Origin of the sequence: Oceanobacillus sp. FSL K6-2867 (genome assembly GCF_037963145.1) — a bacterium.
Classification (GTDB): domain Bacteria; phylum Bacillota; class Bacilli; order Bacillales; family Amphibacillaceae; genus Oceanobacillus.
This window is the reverse complement of sequence record NZ_CP150144.1, coordinates 378,357-398,547: the sequence shown is the minus strand read 5'-3', so window position 1 is coordinate 398,547 and position 20,191 is coordinate 378,357. Positions and strand designations below refer to the sequence as shown.

Below are 20,191 nucleotides of genomic sequence, written 5' to 3'. Positions count from 1 at the left end.
AGTTGTAATTTAGCTGTTCCTTTTCAATAGGAAGTTTAAAGCGATAGGATAAAATATAAAAATGGAATCGTAATAACACACAACAAGCTTGAAACAATGACCCCAATCGATGCAAAAAGCGTGTCGCCATTGTATTCCTGAGCATAAATTGAAATAGTAGGCGCAGAAGGCATCCCAGCGACGAGAACGGCAATGGTTAGTAATGGTAATGGTACAGAAAGAAACGCAAAAGGGAGTAGAAGGAGTGGGACGATAAGCAGCTTCGATAGTGCAGCTTTCCAAATATACTTATTTTTAAGTAGCAACGGAAAATCATTGTATTTTACATCTGCGATTAAACTACCAATTAAAATCATGGAAAGCGGCACAGTCATTTTTCCGAGACTTTCCAATGTGTTAGCGACTCCACTTGGCCAACTGATGGGAAGAAACAAGATAATTAATCCGACTAATGTAGAAAAAGTCCCAGGATTCAAGAATACTTTACTCCAATTGATCGTTGCTTTCGAACGCGAAAATAAATAGATTCCATATGTCCAGATAAGAATGAATAAAACAATATTATACATCGTCAAATAAACGATTCCTTGCTCCCCGAAAATAGCAAAAATAACTGCGAAACCAATATATCCTTGATTGCCGAAAATGATAAGTCCCTCATAAACGCTTTTCTGATTTTCGTTCAGCTGGGAGCGATTCCGCATCCAAATAGCAAGAAAAATGGATAAAAGAAGGGCATAGGAGGACATTGCAATAAGCCAAAGGAAATCTTTCATTAAATGATAGGAAAACGGCATATTTAAAGAGTATAAGATGAGTGCAGGTAATGTGATATATAAAATAAGCTGTGTCAGTACATGATTGGTATTTTCATTAAAAATCCCAAATTTTCTGACTAAAAAACCAAGCAATGCAATGCTGTATAACTGTATCATCTCTTGCAGGAAATTCAACGTTGAATCCATTATGATCCCCCCTCGAAGTACTATATGTGCAAATGACCTAATTGGTCTCTGCTGTTTGGAGGATCTTCTTAAATAATATGTTTATATAATCCCTTATTTAAAGGTAGGGGGGGAGGATAAATATTTTTCCCTTCATGTAGTCCCTCTAGTAATAAGAGGGGCTACTTCTTGGTTGGGATGGTAGGCAAATTCATGAACTTAACACAAACTGATTTTGATAATGAACAAATATTGACGTATAGGATGATATGCAAAACCTTGCTGTGTCATATGTTCTTACATGTAGTATTAGCTCTCCCAACTCTTTTGTTGCTTACGAATGTAAATAATCTGACCGATGTGATATGCATTATGCGTCGTTGCATTTCCGATAAGTTCCCACCATTTAGCCGTTTCATAGTCCCAGCGAACAGCTTCATCTAACTTTTCCTCTGTTAATAGCTTTTGCCATTTTAAGAGTACGTCTAATAATGTGTTCTTTAAGTCGTCAAACGTTTGCCCTTCTGGAATGGTGAAGCTTTGATCGTTATTTTCTAATGAAGGTACAGCATGCACATCTGATTGAATAAACCTTGTCTGCCATGTTTTATTCCAGTAAATAAGGTGCTGCACAATTTCTGCAATGCTGTTACTAGCTTCATTAGGCTTCCAAAAAGCATCTTCTTCAGACAAATTTTTAACGGAACTTGTAAATGGAAGATACCAACTAGGATCATTTGCATTTGCCAATAATTGATTAAGTAAAAGCTCTTTCGTGTGTGCCATCTATAGTTCACTCCTAAAAATAGATTTTGGTGCCTAAATATTTCATTAAGCCATTTCTATTAGTAATTGATAGCTTCTATTGTTGAAAACAATGTACTTGAACTTAGCTTCGTCACAGCCTTTTCAAGAACTTCCTCTGGTTGCACAAGCCCAATGCGAACATAACCTTCACCAGTCTCTCCGAATGCATTACCTGGCACAACAACGATTCCGGCGTCATCCATTAATCGGTAAACGAATTCTATTGAAGTGAACGGCTTCGGAACTTTTGCCCAGATAAACATAGATGCACTTGGTGCAGCAACCTTCCAGCCAAGCGCATTTAAACCACTTACTAAAATATCTCTACGTCTCTTATAAATCGCTCTTAATTCCTCACTAAAGCTAGCAGAATTCTCTAATGCACGGATTGCTGCTTTTTGAATCGGAAGAAACACACCATAGTCAAGGTTTGATTTAAGTCGATTTAGTCCAGCTACGATAGTTGGATTGCCAACGATATAGCCAATTCGACAGCCTGCTAAGTTAAAACTTTTTGAGAATGAATTAAACTCAACACCAACGTCCTTTGCTCCTTCTACGGATAGGAAGCTAACCGGTTTATGCTTATAGTAAAGCTCTGAATATGCAAAGTCATGAACGACAGCAATCTGATGTTTCTTTGCAAAAGCTACTACCTGTTCGAAAAATTGTTTTGTTGCCAAAGCAGGAACAGGGTTTCCTGGGAAGTTTAAAATCATGAGCTTAGCTTTCTCCCGAATTTTTTCTGGAATAGCCTCTAAATCTGGTAAAAAGTTATTTTCCTCTTTTAGTGGCGTGCCATAAACAGTCGCACCAGCCAATGTGACACCTGTATCATAGGCGGTATAGCCAGGATCAGGTAAAAGAATAATATCTCCGGGGTTCGTTAGCACCATTGGTAAGTGAACGAGTCCATCTTGTGATCCCATCACCATTAATGCTTCCTTTTCTGCATTCAGGGATACACCATATTGATTGCGATAGTAGGTGGTAATAGCTTCATGAAGTTCTTCGATGCCTGTTAATGTATAGCCGTAGTTAGAAGGTCTGGTAACATGCTTGGCAAGCTCATCAATGACAAATTGTGCTGGGGGTAAATCAGGGCTACCAACACTTAAATCAATCATTTCTTTTCCATCTTGCATTTTTTTCTTTTTGTAACTGGCAAGCTCATTAAAAATGGAAGTTTGGAAATGGTTCATTTTATCCGACAGGGTTATGTTCAAGCGAATCACCTCTAAAAATAAATTGTATATCTTAAAACTCTGTATATTATAACATTGTTTGGTGAGAGATGATTATTGATTAATTGTATTAGTGATAAATCAGCTCAACAAATGGAGGTTGTAAAAAATTGTTAAGGTAGGTTCGATTAGCTGCAGGCACTAAAGAAATTGTTCCAAACTGGTTTTTAAGGAAAAAGCCGCAACAAAAATTGCGTAAAAAAACAGAGAAAGGAATCTTTTCAAAGTACTGTTTGCAGATATGGAAAGTAGATTGGCAAGATATCGGTAAAGTCAGTTCACAAAGGAAATGTTAAACTTTGGCGTAGTTTAAAAGCTAACTAGTAATGTCAAGATACTGTGCACATACTAATTTGTAGTGAAAGATAACGATAAACCTAAACCTTAAAAAGGTACTAAACAATTTATATGGACTCTTTCTATAACCTTAGACCTAATTATCTTTACGAAATTTTCATACAATATTTAACCCCGGTTAACATGCGAAATCTATACTTAATAGGAACGTAAACTTAGTCATGGAGGGAAGAGCATGAGGAGAATTTTTGCACTACTATCGGCTATTATGCTTTTATTTACGACTATCTTTCATGGAGCGGCACCTATTTATGCCTCACCTATGAATGGATCAGATGCAGAAGTTATCGAGAAAGATGCCGAAGCAGAAGAAGCGCAAGAGATTTTACCAATTCAGCATGAGCAGCCAAAACAGCTGCCACAAGGCGAGGATTACCAAGTAGAAGCAATGATTCAAGATGCAGATGAAGTGTCGTTGTTCTATAAGCAAGACGTGAATGCTGAAGCGATAGCAATCCCAATGGAGCGTTCAGGAAATAAAGATTTATATACTGCAGTGATTCCAGGGGATGCTATATCAAGTTCAAAATTGGAATATTGGTTTGAAGTAACAAATGAGAACGAAAATGTTACATCTTTGCCTTATATTGTAGAAGTTAAAGAAAGGGAACCAGAAAATCAGAAGCAAGAAGAGACAGAGGACGACCAAGATGCTATTCCTGCTATAAATGAAGAAGAAATGGCAATTGAGCATGAAGCTATAACAAGTATCAGTGATGGAGCAAATATTACATTTGAGGCGAACATTAAAAATGCAAAAGATGTAACATTGCAATTCCAATCGGGTGAAAAGATGGTTATGCAGGAATTGCCATTTACAAAGATTGAAGGGACGGAAAATTATACAGTAGAAGTTTCAGAAATACATTTATGGTCCGATAACTTTAAGTACAACATAATCGCACGTGATGCAAATGGAGAGGAAATAATTTTTCCTGAGGAAGGCTACATTGAAGCAGCTGTACAACCAGAAGAACGAGATACACAAAAATTTCCGCCTCTGCTTATTACAGAAATTGCACCACACCCAGATGGTTACGGATTTATAGAGCTTTATAATAATACTAATCAGCCAATAAACCTGGAGGATTATCAACTTACATATGGCGTCAATAACGATACAGATCAGGTATGGGATCTGACAGAGAAAGAGGACAAAGTTATTCAGCCGCAGGAAGCATTTATCGTCTGGGTGCAAGACAGAGCGTTAACAGCAGATGATTTTAATAAGAATTATGATGCTGAATTAACAGAGAAGCGTTTTGCAACAGTTGAAAGCAGCGGGTTGGAAAACAATCAAGAACAAACTGTAATGATCCATGATAACATGGGCGAAGAAATTATACGTGCTTCTTATAGCAGTCTGGAAGAGGAGAATCAAGGAATTGTTTATCAATATCCGTCTGAAGGTAGTGAGATGCAATACGTTGGACTTGGAGAAACTGCTACACCGCTAGCGCTTGTTAATGGACAAGTACCAAGTAAGCCGGTCGAATTGGAGCCAGTGGAGGTTGAAGAAGGAACAGAAACGAATAATGCTAAAGCACCTAGCATTGGAAAACCTTCCGTATCTCTTACAGATGATTCTGTTACGGTAGAAATTGAAGTAACCTCTGAGCAGGAACTAGATGAAGTACAACTTCACTTTAGCCAAAGCAGTGCCCTTATGGAACAAACTATGCCAATGCAGGTAGAGAAAGATTCTGTTTATAAGCTTACTGTTCCACGCAATCAAATTTGGAGTGCGCAGGTTCAGTATTATTTTACTGCTTCTACTGAGAGTAATACGGCAACATCAGAAACTTATGAAGCAGTTATTCCGCAGCCAGAAGTCGATCCACAAACCATGCCGAAGCTATTAATTACGGAACTAACACCAGACACAGCAAACATGAATGGTGCAGATGCGTATGAATTTATTGAGATTTATAACAATACGGATCAGCCAATTAATATGAAGGATTACCAGATCATTTACCGTTATCCGACTGAAACCGCCGATCAGATTTGGGATATTACCGACGATAAGGTAATTGACTCTCAGGAAAGCTTTATTGTATGGATCCATAATGATGGGAATCAGCAGGCGACACTTGATGATTTCAATGAACAATATGGGCTGGAATTAACCGAGGATCGAGTGGCAATCATTCAAAGTGCTGGGTTGGCAAATGGAAGTGAACGTACTCTAATTCTTGCAGATGAGTTTGGGAATGAAATTGTACAAGCTTCCTATAATGATGGCTCAGATGATGTTTTTACCGATCGGGGAGTGATGTATAAAAATCCATCAAAAGGAAATACGATGCAGAAAGTTGGGGTTGCAGAAAGTATTTCCCCACTTACCGTTTTTCCAGGGCAAGTACCAAATGAGCCTGTTGCAATTGAAATGGATGCAGAGGTTCCTATAATTGGCGAACCTGCAATTGATGTAACAGATGAAGAAATAACGATTCAGCTTGAAGTTATTTCCGAGCAAACTTTACAAGGGGTTAATCTTTATATAAGTCAGAGTGAAGCGATGGGATTTGAATCCATCATGATGGAAAAGACAGAAGAAGCTGCAATCTATACGGCAAGTATTCCACGTTCAGAAATATGGAGTGACAAGCTCAACTATTATGTTGTAGCATCGAACCAAGCTGGCAGGACAACATCAGAAATAACATTGTTCGACATCCCGCAAGAAGTTATAGACTATCAGGCTGTCCCGCCTCTATTTATTACGGAGGTAGTGCCAGATTCAACAAATGCAAATGGTGCGGATGCCTATGAATTTATTGAAGTATACAACAATACAACAGAAGCGATTGATTATAAAGATTATACCATTCGCTATCGTTACCCGAATACGGGCGCAGAGGGAGACCTACTTTGGGGACCGCCCGCGAACCAAGAGGATATTATGATTCCGTCTGGTGAAACGGTTGTTTTCTGGATTATTAATTCTGGAAATACGGATTTAACGAGTGCAGATTTTAATGCCCATTATGGAACTGATCTGACAGAAGATAAGAACTTAATTAAGATTTACAACAATGGAATGTCAAATAGTGCAGAGCGTACATTTGCAATGGCAACGAAGAGTGGCTATGAGATTTCCAATGTAACCTATTTGGATGAAGCTGGTGTAGATGATACGGTTGCTGATAAAGGGATCCTATTCCGTTATCCTATTGACGGCAGCCAAACGCTGAAAAAAATCAGCGCCGGTGTTTTGGATGCAACACCTGGAGAAGTCATACCAGAACAAGTGCCGGGAGAAAAGGTACAAATACCTGATGACACCGCGGAACCAAACATAGAAGATACAACTGGAAAAAATACCATTACATCGGAGGAACCTGTTCAAATTACAGCAACCATAACAGATGATATCGAAGTGAAATCGGTTAGTCTTTTTTACCGTACGTTGGATGGAGAGAGCTTTAAACAAGTAAATTTGGAACGACAAGCGGAAGATACATTTCAGCACACCATCTATGAACCCGAATTAATTGGGCAGAAAGAGCTGGAATATTATTTTGTTGCACGTGATGGACGTAATGAAAGTACAACCGAAATAAAATCTGTTCCGATTGAACATCCAAATGCAGAAACTGGACTTCGCCTAAATGTTGATGAGGGCGAATTAATTGCTGGTGAAAAGGTCATCAAAGCAGCTGAAGATGCTTATACAGATGAGATGCTATTGTTCCTTGATGATGAGCAAGTGACCGATACGTTTATGGCAATGGAAAATGAAGCGTATTTCGCATTTGATGTTAGTGAAACGAATATTTATTTTCAAAATGGTGTAACGATGGGGGATGAAATCCTAGAAATTTTCGATGATACGTATATGGATTTTGTTACATTAACTGTCCCTATTCCAGCTGACAAGCTGAAGCCGGGAGAAAACACGATTACCATTCGCGCTGGAAATAAAGTAAGCCCGTTTGATGAAACATCAACTGAAAACCGGGATGATTTTACGATTAAAAATGTTCGCTTAGTACTAGAAGATGGAACAGTTATCTATGACCCAGACTATAATAACCCGGATACTAATTATGCAATCGGTGATAGTCCTGGTAAGGATCCAGTTTATGACTTTGATTTTATGATCGATGAAGAAAAATTCGCATCGCTTGCTTATTTATTCGATACAACAACCGTTTCAGATGGAACACATGAAATAAAGGCAGCATTAGGTGATGACGAGACATCCGCAAATGTGATTGTTGATAATACTGCACCGGTAATTAAACCAAGCATTGAGGAAGGACAAGAGTATAAAGGGAACTTTACCATTGATGCGGCAATTGAAGACGCGAGTGATGTTGCAGAAATGACTGCAACATTAGATGGGAAAACAATCACACTCCCTTATGATACTTCATCCGCTCAGCTTGCGCCAGGTGAACATAAAGTCGTCTATACTGCAACAGATGCAGCGGGCAATACTGGAACAGAGACAGTTACATTCCACGTTGTGGAGGAGCATCCATGGCTGCCGGATTGGATGACTAACCAGCCGGATGCGACGCGTGCAGATCTATCAGTGAAAATAAATGATCCAACTGGTGATAAGATGAAAGTCGACTTTTACCAGTCGTATCAGTATACAGCAGATGATTCAGAGCATCTCACGATTTCACAAAATAGTGTAGGTACTGAACCTCCTGGAGAATATTTACCGGAAGGGGAAACCGATTTTACAGAAGATGAGCTGACACAGTTATCCGGTGTAGATGGAAAAGAAATGTCTACCGAATCGACTAACGAATTTCCGTACCACCGTTTCGATGTTACCGTTGATGAAAACGTCCAGCCTGAAGATGAAATCGAAATTGTATGGAATGGCTCCTCTTTGGATGGGCGAAAAGTAACGATGTACGCATGGAATTATGAAACAACTGAGTGGGATGAGCTTACTTCAATTATTGCAGGTGAAGAAACATTTGAACTGATTGGTTCTGTAACTGGTGGAGCCTATTTACAAGACAGTAAAGTAAGTGTTATCGTTCAAGACCAGATAGCGAATCCAGGGGAGGATTTCACGTTTGTATGGATGTCAGATACACAATATTATTCAGAGAGCTATCCAAATATTTATGACGAACAAGTGGACTGGATTGCAGCCAATCAGGAAGCATTAAATCTTGAGTATGTCATCCACACTGGAGATATTGTTAATATTTGGGATGATTTTGACCAATGGGAAGTTGCAGACAAAGCAATGAAAGTACTTGATGATGCTGGCATACCATATGGAGTTCTTGCTGGAAATCATGATGTTGATCAAAAGGATAATAATTATACGAATTACTATACGTACTTCGGTGATCAACAGTTTGAGGGTCGTTCCTATTTTGCTGGTTCCTATGAAAATAATCGCGGACACTATGACCTTATTTCAGTTAATGGAAATGATTTTATCATTGTTTACATGGGATGGGGTGTCGATCAGGATGGAATTGACTGGATCAATGATGTCCTGGATGAGCATCCAAACCATAAAGCGATTCTAGGCTTCCATGAATATTTGCTTGCAAGTGGAACAAGGAGTCCAATAGGGGACGAGCTTTTTGAAAAAGTCGTTGTACCGAATGAGAATGTTCATGCTGTTCTTTCCGGACATTACCATAATAGCCAGAAATTAATAGACGAAATTGATGATAATGGTGATGGTGTGGCAGATCGCACTGTGTATCAGTTGCTTGCAGATTACCAAGGTGGTCCAGAAGGCGGTCAGGGCTATATGCGACTGTTAACCTTTAATATGGAAACAAACCAAATGGAAGTACGTACCTATTCTCCGTATATGGATGAATACAATTACTATGATCCAGAAGAGTTTCCAGAGAAAGATGAATTCAATTTGGACTGGGATCTAGAGCCCCAGCTGAAAAAAGTTGCAACTGATTATGTAGAGATAAATGTGTATACCAATAATCTGATTGATTCGGTAAAGAATGTTGAGAGCGGAGGTAAAGCAACAGTTGTTTGGGAAAATCTAGCCCCAAATAGCGAATATTTCTGGTATGTTATTGCATCTGATGATTTCGGTGGTATGGTTCGTTCAGATATTTGGAGTTTCCAAACTGTCGACGGAGAAGTGGTTGACCCATCTGAACCAGAAGTGCCGGAGGTTCCTGATCCAGTAGAAAAACCGAATAAGCCAGGAGACTCTGAAGAAACATCTGATGATAAAGGAGACAAGGATCCTGGTGATGTTCCAAATGAGGAACTACCTAACAATAAAAAGCAGATTGTAATACCTGATGTACAGCATAATAAGGCCAAGCTTGATAATGATGTTTTTCATAAGGTGGCTAATGGTGGCAATATTATTGTTGATTTACATGAATATGCAGATCAAGCTATCGTTGAACTTGATTTAACGGAAGAACAAATTAAGCTTTTAAAGGAAAAACATATTAATCTAACAATCGAAAAAGGTGATATAACACTGGATATTCCTGCATCTGCATTTAGTGAGTCTGGAGATGCTGTTATCAAAATTGAACGCCTTGAACAAATCGCGGATGCATTAAGTAATGTATATGATATTACGATTACCCAGGGTGGAACAATAATCAGTGAATTTGCTGAGCCAATTACGTTAACGTTAGAGGTATTCAATGACAAGGTCACAAATCCAGAACACCTTCATTTGTATCACCTGAATGAGGGTGCTGCAGAACGGAAGCTAATCGATAGTAGTGAATTTGCAAATGGTAAAGTAACTGCGCCATTACACCACTTGAGTACATTTGCTGCATTCGAAAAAGCGGATGAAACGAATACGGAAACTGATTCTGCCCCAGTATCTGGTGACAGAGCTGGCGGGAAAGGCAAAACGCCTGTTATTGAAAAAGGAGAATCGAGTGACGGATCGGATTCCGGTGGATTCTTGCCAAACACAGCCACCAATATGTTTAACTATTTATGGATAGGTTTTATGTTAATAATTAGTGGTTTAGGGATCTGGTATATCGCATACTACAGGAAACAGCGATTGATGGATTAATGGATTTGAAAGAACTTCAGCTAAGGCTGGAGTTCTTTTTTTCGCAAAACGAATCAAAGCAATATCCTCGTTCATCATTTGCGGTTTCATATCTATGCAATAATTTTTCCCATTAAAAGCATACTATTATCTGAGGTGAGAAATATGTATAAGCTTTTGTCTCATAATGATTTAGATGGTGTTGGCTGTGGTATTTTAGCGAAGATCGCTTTTGGAAAAGAGGTTAAGGTTAGATACAATTCCATTGCCAGCTTAAATCGGGAAGTTGAGTGGTTTTTTGAAAACGAGAATAAGGACACCTTTTTATTTATTACTGATTTGTCTGTGAATGAGGAAAATGAAAAAAGATTGGAAGCATTTTATCAAGCTGGTGGGAAAGTACAATTTTTGGATCATCATAAAACTTCATTGCATTTTAACGAATATGAGTGGGGACATGTTGTCGTTGAAGATACACAAGGTAATTTAACATCGGCAACATCTTTATTTTATGATTATCTTGTTGAACACCAACTGCTGGAGGCTTCTGAGTCTGTAGCAGAATTTGTAGAACTTGTAAGGCAGTATGATACATGGGAATGGGAAAAAAACGAGAATCAAAAAGCGAGGAAGCTCAATGCGCTGTTTTTTCTTGTCTCTATTGAGGAATTTGAAGAAGTTATGATCGAACGATTACAAAAAAGTGAGCAATTCTATTTTGATGATTTTGAAATGAAAATTCTCCATATGGAAGGTGGTAAGATAGAGCGCTACATTCGCCAAAAAAAACGACAGGTCGTGCAAAAGAAGCTTGGTGACCATTTTGCTGGAATTGTATATGCGGAGTCCTACCACTCGGAACTTGGAAATGAGTTAGGAAAAGAATACCCACATCTTGATTACATTGTGATTTTGAATATGGGCGGAAAGCGAGCAAGCTTTAGAACAATCCATGATCATGTCGATGTGTCTGAATTCGCAGGAAGGTTTGCAGGAGGTGGGCATGCGAAAGCATCAGGCTGCACATTAACGGATGAAGCTTATAAATTGTTTGTTGCAGATACCTTTCACCTGGAATCATTGCGGGAAGATGCAAAAAGAAATCGATATAATGTAAAAGGATCACCTTTTGGAGCAATGTATAAAAATAGGAAGGAAGCTATTTTTCTCGTTTATCCTGAAAACGATGATCATTGGGTGATTGAAAAAGATAAGAAAAAAATTGCCCAAGTCTTTTCAAGCTTTGAGGATGCAGAAATTTTTTTGAAGCGAAAAGAGGAAGCATGGCTTGTGAGAGATGATACATTTGTCAGTTATTTGATGGAGAAGCTGGGCAGTGTAAATGGAATACAATTAAATAATGATGAGAAAAGGATTTGAAAAGTTGAATAGTAGTATCGGCAGACTTCCAATAAAGTTTGGAAGTCTGTTTTTTGCCCCTTAACTAATTAATGCATGGAAAATAATAATTATATAACCGAACCAAGCTGAATTGCTTAATAGTGAAACTTTTAATTACTCTAATTCGTATAAAAAGGACAGTGGCTTCTACAAATATCAATATCGAATTTCAGATGAAATATATGCTAAAGTGGTTTGCAATTTGTCTACAAATGCAAATTTGGGCAGCTGTTTCGCAAACCACTCTGTTTCATAAAATAAATCTTTTTTAAAGTACTTTTCAAAGAATAAACGAGAAAAAACAAATTAAAGTCCTCTAAATTAGCCGGCTTTACTTATTAATTGCAAAACTGCCGCTTAGTATTTTAAGATTACTAATCTATGGAAAAATATATGCGCAGAAGAGATGCCAAAGAAAGAATGAGAGTGGAGGGTATTGTAGTGTGTCACTTTTGTAGAAGTTTTACGCACAATAGCTATCTTTTTACTTGTTTTTAGTTCAGCTTTCTATTTTAGGCACTTGGAAAAGATTAGAAGGAAAGGGAAACTTTCATCCTTTGAATTTACAATGTATATCATCATACAGATTGCATATGGACTCTTTGCAATTAGCTTATTGATTTCATTGTTTTTTATTTAAGGTAATACGCTTTTTTTTCGTAACCTAGTGGTCTGATGCTGTGAAAAGAAGGTGGGAGATTAGAATTGAGGATTTTATTAGAACTACCACGTATAATAATTATTTTTGTACTGCTTGGCGGATTGGGATGGGCGGTTTTAGGGAATATTTATAGTATCAATGAATCAACCAAATCTTATTCATGGCTTGGTGCAATCGCTATTTTTTTACTGCTGTTTGTATGGTACAGGAATAAGTTACAATTCTCAGGATGGTATAAGGGTAAAGGTAGAGTAAAACTCCCAAAATCCGTTTCCTTAACGCTTATTATCAGTTCCATATTATTAATGATAATACCATTTATAGTAGGTTATTTATTGGTCTAGAAGATTGGTAGTTGAAAAGAAAAGTGGTAGTTTCTAATTATTTTTAAAGTTAACCAAAATTATATTTGGGTATATACTTCATATCGTTTTAATGGAGAGGATAGAATGGATAACCAATATTTTGTAGGGTGGGGTACCCTAGCGTTGATAAACGCCGCACTTGCACAAGGAAAGAATAGAACAGGATTAAACTGGTTTTTACTTTCTCTTGTACTTGGTCCATTGGCGACAATGATTTTGTTATTTGTTGAAAAGAGGATTCACTAGCTCACAATAATCTATTTAAGTTTGTGTCCCCCACGCATATTGATAAAATCAGCATTGTTATTAACTTCAAAGGGAGGAGTTCGGTTTGACAACTAATTCAGCAGGATTTTGGGTAAGGTTAGGTGCAGCTTTACTAGATGGAATTATTTTGACAATTACACTTGGGTTTATAAGTTCTCTTATTTATAATCAATTCTTTATGGAGGATTTTTCCTTCATTGATATTTTAAATTTGTTGTATTTCTTATTACTTCCTGTTTTCTGGCATGGTTATACGATTGGAAAAAGAGCGTTAGGAATACGCATTGGACGTATAGATGGGGAAAAAGTGGGTTTTGGAACCATGTTTCTGCGTGAAATTGTATCAGGATTAGTTTATGTATTGACATTTGGAATTGGGCTTATTGCCAGTGCTTTTATGGTAGGTATTCGAGAAGATAAACGGTCTATTCACGATTTTATTGCAGGAACACATGTTACGTATGATAAACCATAGTAAAAAGGAGACCACGCAATGACCCCCTTTTTATTTAAACTATATTCTTAAATATTATGTTATGTTGTATGAATCTATTGGAGGAATTGTCCAATAAGTAAACTGTGTTTCTATAGCTAGGGGGGATTATTTGAACATAGATATCGACTCACTGATTCATTTTCTATTGATGTGGGGAACACCTGCTATTATGATGCTTATAGCTTATTTAAAAATGAACAAAGATGATAGAGATGACGGAAAACGGATTTTAAAACAGCAAATTTTATTTTAACTATAGGCTTTCTTGTAATAGGCTATTTTCTAGCTTCTTTAGGAAATCTGCTGGCATTAAACATTATGAAGCTACTTGGAATACCCTTAATGATTATAGCTGCTATTATGATAGCTTTGGATATGTGGAACAAAAGCAAAGTTAAGAGCATTTTACTTCCTATACTTATTATAGCTGCAATATTCGCTGTGGCTACATGATTCTGAAATAGGGTTTATTAACAATCAGGGCGAATATTTACTAAGTATGGGGAGGAATATAGTGAAAAATACATTCAAAAGATGGACAGGTTGGATTATTGGTGTACAACGATCTTAGCTCATTCTTTAGATAAAGAGATAAAGCCATAGCATACGCTAGTCCTTGACCTGATCCTGTACCAATTGCTGCTTTTCCAATTATAAACAAATAAGGCTTAGAGAACATTATCTCTAAGCCTTACGTACGTTAAAATATCAATGTAAATACATTTAGAACACTTTCGTCGTCCAATCCTCACAATTCCATTTATCCGTTACAATACCCTCGTAAAAATCAGGTTCATGGGAGATGAGGAGGACGCTGCCTTTGTACTCGCCTAGTGCTCGTTTTAGTTCTGCTTTTGCATCCGGGTCTAGATGATTTGTAGGTTCATCTAATACGAGTAAATTGGATTCGTTATTAATTAATTTACAAAGTCGGACCTTGGCCTTTTCTCCACCACTTAGTACTTGAACTTTACTCTCAATATGTTTTGTTGTTAATCCACATTTTGCAAGAGCAGCACGTACTTCGTATTGCGTGAAATGAGGGAATTCATCCCAAACCTCATCCATGCAGGTTTTATCTTTTTCTGTTTTAATTTCTTGTTCAAAATATCCGATATGAAGATGCTCTCCTAACTGAACCGAGCCCGAAATGGCAGGGATTTCACCAAGAATGCTACGTAGCAAAGTAGTTTTACCAATACCATTGGCACCGTACAATGCAATCTTTTGTCCACGTTCCATTGATAAATTAAGTGGCCTAGACAAGGCTTCATCATAGCCGATAACGAGGTCTTTCGTTTCGAACAGGTACTTACCTGGTGTACGAGCTTGTTTGAAGTTGAATTCAGGCTTTGGTTTCTCGGCATCTAGCTCAATAACATCCATCTTATCCAATTTTTTCTGGCGAGACATGGCCATTCGACTTGTTGCTGCATTTGCTTTGTTTCTTGCTACAAAATCTTTTAGATTAGCAATTTCCTGTTGTTGTTTCTTGTATGCAGCAGCAAGTTGCTGTTTCTTCATCTCGTATACTCGCAAGAATTCATTGTAATCTCCAGGGTAGCGTGTCAACTGTTGATTTTCCATATGGTAGATGAGATTCACAACACTATTTAGGAATGGGATATCATGTGAAACAAGGATAAATGCATGTTCATATGCTAACAGGTAGTTTTTTAGCCATTCGATATGCTCCACATCAAGATAGTTTGTCGGCTCATCGAGCAATAAAATATCTGGTTTTTCCAATAATAACTTGGCAAGCAATACTTTCGTTCGTTGTCCACCGCTTAAGTCATGGACATCACGATCTAAACCAAATTCGTTTAAACCAAGCCCGTTCGCAACTTCCTCTGCTTTTGCATCGATAATATAGAAGTCGCTGTTTGTAAGGGCGTCTTGTATTTGTCCGGTTTCTTCGAGCAGTTTTTCTAATTCTTCTGGACCGACCTCACCCATTTTTGTGAATAGTTCGTTCATTTCAGCTTCCATATCATATAAATATTGGAAGGCCGTTCTTAGCACATCTAAAATAGTCATCCCTTGCTTGAGTAGAGCATGCTGATCCAAATAACCTACACGGACATTTTTTGCCCATGTTACATTTCCAGCATCAGGCTCAAGTTTCTGTGTAATAATATTCATAAAAGTGGACTTGCCTTCACCATTCGCTCCGATTAGTCCAATATGTTCTCCTTGTAATAAACGAAAAGAAACGTTATCGAAAATGGCGCGATCGCCAAATCCGTGACTTAAATTTTTAACAGTAAGTAAACTCATTATAAAGCACCTTTTCCTTCTAAAATACATTCTGTTCTATTATATAGGTCATTATAGAAAACGGCTAGTCAAGATTTGACTCAGTAGGCAGGTTTTATAACTCGTGGAGGCAGTTCCTGTCACTGTTTTTTTATTTTGACTATAGATGTAACATTTTTCTGTAAATTACGTCTGTAATTATAAGTAAATAGTTTAAATAGCTGATAGAAGTGAAAGGGTGGGTCTTTATGAAAAATGGGTTGTTGATTTTGATTTTTCTTTGGATTGGCATTTTGCTAACCGCTTGCAGTAATGATGCACAAAATAGTGATGTAAGCAGCGACAGGGCTGAGTTTGACACGGAGGAAAGCGTGGAAATGGAAAGTGTTGAAATAGAAAGCAGCAATTCAATGAGTGGAGAAGCTGATCGCACTACAGAACAAGAAGTGAGTGATTCACAAGAAGAAAGTGCTTCATCACAAGAAGGGGAAATCATCCAGACAGATCGAAAAATAATTTACACTGCCAATCTGCAAATTGAAGTAAAAAATTACCAACAGTCATTCAATGCGATTGAGTCTCAGGTTATAGATCGTGGCGGCTATATTGTGGATTCGAATATGCAAGGATACGCTGAAAATGATTCAGCGACGGGACATGTGACAGTTAGGATTCCCCAGGCGCAATTTCGTGAATTTATTCAAATAGTGGAAGATGGGAGCAGTAAAGTTTTGGAAAGTTCCATTTCAGGTCAGGATGTGACAGAAGAATTTATTGATCTAGAATCGCGTTTAAAATCAAAAGGTGTCGTCGAAGAAAGATTGCTTTCATTTATGGAACAAGCAGAAAAAACAGGGGATCTATTAACCATTTCAGGTGATTTGGCAAAGGTTCAAGGTGAAATAGAGGAAATAAAAGGGCGAATGAATTATTTAGAAAACAGAACCGACTTAGCAACGGTTACAATCTATATGGAGGAAAACAATGTAACGATTTCAGGAATGAGTGAAGGGGAATTAGACACATGGGAAAAAGCCAAACAGCAATTTTTGAATAGCATCAATTTTCTTCTCGCAGTTTTTTCAGGCATTTTTGTTTTCTTTATCGGTAACATGCCGGTGTTTATCTTGCTTGGGATAATCGCGATAATTAGTTTTTTTATTTACAAAAGGATAAGAAAAAATAGCCGGAATGATTAGGTTCATTAGCTGAAGTTCAGTAAATGAAATTCAAATTATTAGAATTGTATTTAATAAACAGGTTTTGAACAGCAAAAAGTGGCCGATAATTATTTATCGATCACTTTTTTATTTGTATTGCTAAATCTATACAACTGTCGCAACAGCTGGATAGAGACAATCAATGGGAAAGAAAGGAATTAAGACATTTTAAACTAAAATACCTAATCCAACAGCTGTTAGCATCGCAAGAAAAAGTAATATCTTTTCATAATTGCTTACCTGTTCATGATTAGCTACATCCATCTTCAGAACAAGTACTATCGCTATGGAGAGCATAATCAATAGGAAGCCTGCAGCCAAAAATCGTTCGAATCCTAACCAAAGCATGCATAATAATGCAGCGAAAAGATAGAGCAGCGCTGGGAAACGTGCATAATAAAGTCCGAATCGCTCAACAAACCAAACGACACTTGTTTGTTTTTTCGGTAAAGCTCGTCTGTCAGCTTGTAAATCTGGAATGTGATGAACCATTACCCATGTCATACAAAAAAGGGCATTAATCAAGGAATTTTGGATTGCCCATATTGGAATTGTATTTAACATCAACCAAGGTCCAGCCAAACCAAGTGAAAAGATAGCTGGAAAAAGACTTGCCCATTCTCCTAAAAATGGCCGGTAGCTCAGATGCAAAGGAGAGACCGAGTAAGAAACAGCACCCCAAATTCCAATCAATAATAAAATGACGAGCTTGTATTGTGCAAAGATAGCAAGCACCAAAGCAAGGATTAAAAGAACAAAGGTAAAGGCGAAAGCTAGTTTGCGAACTGCATGCAAAGAAAACATTCCATTCTGGATTACGCGACTTCCTCCAGACAAAATAGCTGGACTAAAGCTATCCGTACCAGAACAATGATCGGTATAATCGTTAAAAGCATGTGTTAGGACGCCGTGTATGGCGAATGCAGCGATCGTAAGGAAAACAAATAACAGCCAAAGCCGTCCCGATGAGATGGATGAATATATAAATAAAGGAAGTAAACTAGAAATAATCGTGGCAACACTTGAGGAGAGAACGGCGATAGAACGCAACAACATCCATCCTCCGCGAAGTATTGCATAAACTTGATTCGGCAATAGTAGCAGCTCCTTTCGTTCATGATTTTGGATATGAATCTAAACCTATTATTACCAAAAAGTATTTTAATTTAACAGTGGTGAATATATCATTCCCTTTTTGCCAAAAAATGCTGCCGCTTTTACAATGAATTTCAATCGCTTAAGGAAATTTGGATATTTTACTTATTATTACTTATAATTACTTGATAAAATGTGATAATAATGTATAATTACTTATAAATACGTACTGAAGTTGGTGAAGAAGCATTGTACCAAGAAGAGAGATTGTTATCTATTTTAGACTTCCTTCAAAAAAATAAACGAATATCGGTTGAAGAAATATGTACGATGTTTAATGTTTCAAGAGACACAGCACGAAGGGATCTTGTTAAGTTAGAAGAGGAAAATTCTATTATCCGTACACGTGGCGGAGCAATCTTACCATCTATTCAGGAAGAAATTAAAAACTACTCAAAGCGTCTGGAGACTGTATCACAGGAGAAAAAGATAATCGGGAAGAAGGCAGCTTCTTTAATTTATCCAAATGACAATATCATTTTAGATACATCAACAACAGTTCAAGCCTGTGCAGAGCACTTGAAAAATATGGAATGCACAATTATTACGAATTCAATTAATCAGGCAGAAGTATTGTCTAATAAGTCCCATATCAATATTCAACTTCTTGGTGGTACACTGCATAAAGAGCATCGCTTTTTATATGGCTCTTCTGTAGTAGAGAAGCTCTCGGATTACTATGTGGATAAACTTTTTGTTGGTGTGATAGGAATATCAGAAACTGGATTAACCATTGCACATGAAGAAGACGGTGTTGTAAAAAGAAAGATGGTTAAGCAAGCGAAACAGGTGATTGTCCTAGCAGATCATACCAAGCTCGGAACGAAACACTTTTTCAAATTTGCAAGTTTAGATGATGTAGATCTATTAATTACAGATAAAACACCACCAAAGGCTTTTATGGAAGTTCTGCGAAAAAACAATGTAGAATTACTAATAGCAGACGGTGAAACGAAAGGTGATAAATAAGATGACAAAATTAATTGCAATCGATTTAGATGGAACCTTACTCAATGAAAAAAATGAAATAAGTGAGAACAATAAACAAGCGCTTCTAGATTCGCAAGCGGAGGGAATTGAGGTTGTTATTGCAACTGGCCGTGCTCATTTTGATGTGCAAACGATCTTTAAGAATACTGGTATGAAAACATGGATTATTGGAGCAAACGGAGCAACGATTCATCGTCCCAATGGTGAATTATTCCACCATATACCGATGAAGCATGAAGATGCACTGGATAGTTTAAAGTGGCTCGAGCATGAGGAGTTTTATTATGAGATCTTTAGCAAAGAAGCTATCCTAACACCACAAAATGGCCGGGAACGATTAATGATTGAAATGGATCGCTTGTTAAGCGCCAATCCAAATATAAGTGTGGAAGAACTGAACCAAGCTATGGCTAAGCAATTTAGTCAAACCGGGTTTTCTTATATTGGCTCACCAGCAGAGTTAAATGAGATGAACATTGATATTTATAATATCCTTGCATTTTCATTTGATGACGAGAAGCTTAATAAAGGCCAGGTACAATTTAAAGATCATAAAGACTTAACTGTTGTATCATCAGCAAATCATAATTTTGAATTGGAGCATAAGGATGCTTCCAAGGGCAATGCCATGGCAATCCTTGCGAAGAAATTAGGCATTCATTTAGCGGATACTGCAGCAGTTGGAGATAGCTTTAATGATTTATCAATGTTAAAAACTGCAGGCAGAAGTGCAGCTATGGGAAATGCTCCTGATGCGATTAAAGAAGCAGCTCAGTCCGTTACACTTTCCAATCATGAAGATGGAGTTGCTCATTTTATTAATTCGCTTCGTGAACGATAAAGTCATGCTGATTATTTAAGTATAGAAACACTAATCTGACTTTGTGTGCCACTATACGATTGTTTTTGATATTATATTTCCATAGCCATTGGCTATTCCTAATATTTTCGGGTTTGCTTGAAACCTGATGAGAAGCTCTCTTTCTCGCGTAACGCGTATGCGGCGTAACGGAAGGGGGGCTTATTAAGTT

13 protein-coding genes are annotated in these 20,191 nt (G+C 37.5%); 8 read left to right on the top strand and 5 right to left on the bottom strand.

Going from position 1 to position 20,191, the window contains the following annotated elements; translation table 11 throughout:
• Window positions 1-35: 35 nt before the first annotated feature.
• From NSQ77_RS01835 to NSQ77_RS01825, 3 genes are all read right to left on the bottom strand, one after another.
• Window positions 36-965 carry an AEC family transporter gene (locus NSQ77_RS01835; RefSeq protein WP_339228514.1) on the bottom strand — a complete coding sequence of 310 codons (930 nt, stop codon included), beginning with the start codon at window positions 963-965 and terminating at the stop codon, window positions 36-38.
• Window positions 966-1,253: 288 nt separating this feature from the next.
• Window positions 1,254-1,730: a DinB family protein gene (locus NSQ77_RS01830; RefSeq protein WP_339228513.1), complete on the bottom strand. Its 477-nt coding sequence runs from the start codon at window positions 1,728-1,730 to the stop codon at window positions 1,254-1,256.
• Between the two features lie 59 nt (window positions 1,731-1,789).
• Window positions 1,790-2,977, bottom strand: a complete 1,188-nt coding sequence (locus tag NSQ77_RS01825; protein ID WP_339228512.1) for an LL-diaminopimelate aminotransferase — start codon at window positions 2,975-2,977, stop codon at window positions 1,790-1,792.
• A 550-nt stretch (window positions 2,978-3,527) separates the two neighbouring features.
• Between NSQ77_RS01825 and NSQ77_RS01820 the strand changes: the two genes are divergently transcribed.
• From NSQ77_RS01820 to NSQ77_RS01800, 5 genes are all read left to right on the top strand, one after another.
• Window positions 3,528-10,367 (top strand): lamin tail domain-containing protein, encoded by a 6,840-nt coding sequence (locus NSQ77_RS01820; protein ID WP_339228511.1) that lies wholly within the window; start codon window positions 3,528-3,530, stop codon window positions 10,365-10,367.
• A gap of 144 nt (window positions 10,368-10,511) precedes the next feature.
• On the top strand, window positions 10,512-11,726 hold the full coding sequence (locus tag NSQ77_RS01815) for an oligoribonuclease (protein WP_339228510.1): 1,215 nt from the start codon (window positions 10,512-10,514) through the stop codon (window positions 11,724-11,726).
• Window positions 11,727-12,857: 1,131 nt separating this feature from the next.
• Window positions 12,858-13,019 carry a hypothetical protein gene (locus NSQ77_RS01810; protein WP_339228509.1) on the top strand — a complete coding sequence of 54 codons (162 nt, stop codon included), beginning with the start codon at window positions 12,858-12,860 and terminating at the stop codon, window positions 13,017-13,019.
• 85 nt (window positions 13,020-13,104) lie between these two features.
• Window positions 13,105-13,515, top strand: a complete 411-nt coding sequence (locus NSQ77_RS01805; protein WP_339228508.1) for an RDD family protein — start codon at window positions 13,105-13,107, stop codon at window positions 13,513-13,515.
• Between the two features lie 130 nt (window positions 13,516-13,645).
• Window positions 13,646-13,789: a hypothetical protein gene (locus tag NSQ77_RS01800; RefSeq protein ID WP_339228507.1), complete on the top strand. Its 144-nt coding sequence runs from the start codon at window positions 13,646-13,648 to the stop codon at window positions 13,787-13,789.
• A 470-nt stretch (window positions 13,790-14,259) separates the two neighbouring features.
• Here NSQ77_RS01800 and NSQ77_RS01795 read toward each other — a convergent pair whose 3' ends face one another.
• Window positions 14,260-15,816 carry an ABC-F family ATP-binding cassette domain-containing protein gene (locus NSQ77_RS01795; protein ID WP_339228506.1) on the bottom strand — a complete coding sequence of 519 codons (1,557 nt, stop codon included), beginning with the start codon at window positions 15,814-15,816 and terminating at the stop codon, window positions 14,260-14,262.
• Between the two features lie 227 nt (window positions 15,817-16,043).
• On the opposite strand from NSQ77_RS01795, the gene NSQ77_RS01790 reads away from it, so the two are divergent.
• Window positions 16,044-16,994, top strand: coding sequence for a DUF4349 domain-containing protein (locus NSQ77_RS01790; protein ID WP_339228505.1), 951 nt, complete (start codon window positions 16,044-16,046; stop codon window positions 16,992-16,994).
• A 189-nt stretch (window positions 16,995-17,183) separates the two neighbouring features.
• Here the strand turns inward: NSQ77_RS01790 and NSQ77_RS01785 are convergent, their stop codons facing one another.
• Window positions 17,184-18,110 carry a prenyltransferase gene (locus tag NSQ77_RS01785; protein ID WP_339228504.1) on the bottom strand — a complete coding sequence of 309 codons (927 nt, stop codon included), beginning with the start codon at window positions 18,108-18,110 and terminating at the stop codon, window positions 17,184-17,186.
• Window positions 18,111-18,359: 249 nt separating this feature from the next.
• Here NSQ77_RS01785 and NSQ77_RS01780 point away from each other — a divergent pair, with 249 nt between their 5' ends.
• Together NSQ77_RS01780 and NSQ77_RS01775 are read left to right on the top strand one after the other, a co-directional pair.
• Entirely contained in the window at window positions 18,360-19,139 is a 780-nt protein-coding gene (locus NSQ77_RS01780) for a DeoR/GlpR family DNA-binding transcription regulator (RefSeq protein WP_339228503.1), read from the top strand.
• A gap of 1 nt (window position 19,140) precedes the next feature.
• Window positions 19,141-20,001, top strand: coding sequence for a Cof-type HAD-IIB family hydrolase (locus tag NSQ77_RS01775; RefSeq protein ID WP_339228502.1), 861 nt, complete (start codon window positions 19,141-19,143; stop codon window positions 19,999-20,001).
• The last annotated feature ends 190 nt before the right edge of the window (window positions 20,002-20,191 follow it).

Bases quoted from the DNA above. Each gene is read 5' to 3' on its own strand.
- NSQ77_RS01835 (WP_339228514.1), bottom strand. From the start codon at position 965: ATGGATTCAACGTTGAATTTCCTGCAAGAGATGATACAGTTATACAGC.
- NSQ77_RS01830 (WP_339228513.1), bottom strand. From the start codon at position 1,730: ATGGCACACACGAAAGAGCTTTTACTTAATCAATTATTGGCAAATGCA.
- NSQ77_RS01820 (WP_339228511.1), top strand. From the start codon at position 3,528: ATGAGGAGAATTTTTGCACTACTATCGGCTATTATGCTTTTATTTACG.
- NSQ77_RS01815 (WP_339228510.1), top strand. From the start codon at position 10,512: ATGTATAAGCTTTTGTCTCATAATGATTTAGATGGTGTTGGCTGTGGT.
- NSQ77_RS01810 (WP_339228509.1), top strand. From the start codon at position 12,858: ATGGATAACCAATATTTTGTAGGGTGGGGTACCCTAGCGTTGATAAAC.
- NSQ77_RS01795 (WP_339228506.1), bottom strand. From the start codon at position 15,816: ATGAGTTTACTTACTGTTAAAAATTTAAGTCACGGATTTGGCGATCGC.
- NSQ77_RS01790 (WP_339228505.1), top strand. From the start codon at position 16,044: ATGAAAAATGGGTTGTTGATTTTGATTTTTCTTTGGATTGGCATTTTG.
- NSQ77_RS01775 (WP_339228502.1), top strand. From the start codon at position 19,141: ATGACAAAATTAATTGCAATCGATTTAGATGGAACCTTACTCAATGAA.